A 237-nucleotide genomic window follows, 5' to 3' on the forward strand; every position below is an offset into this window, starting at 1 on the left:
CTGACATTCCGGTGGTCGCCTTCTCGGTGGGCGAAGAGGAGCTGCGCGGCATCGACACCAAACCGCTGGTGGGTCAGTTAGCCGCCTGGAACTATTTCGAGTCTATCGATAATCCGACCAACGCGAAGTTTGTCGCCGACTACCGCGCATATGCCAAAGCACATAACCTGCCGAACGCCGCCACCGTCGTCACCAACGACCCGATGGAAGCGACCTATGTTGGCATTCATATGTGGG

The 237-nt window shown here is 57.8% G+C and carries 1 protein-coding gene; it reads left to right on the forward strand.

What is annotated here, in order from left to right; translation table 11 throughout:
* A partial coding sequence (locus SB765_RS33605; RefSeq protein ID WP_410933031.1) for a transporter substrate-binding protein occupies positions 1-237 on the forward strand: 237 nt, incomplete at both ends.

Origin of the sequence: Pseudomonas sp. SIMBA_067, assembly GCF_046534675.1 — a bacterium.
GTDB classification, from domain to species: domain Bacteria; phylum Pseudomonadota; class Gammaproteobacteria; order Pseudomonadales; family Pseudomonadaceae; genus Aquipseudomonas; species Aquipseudomonas putida.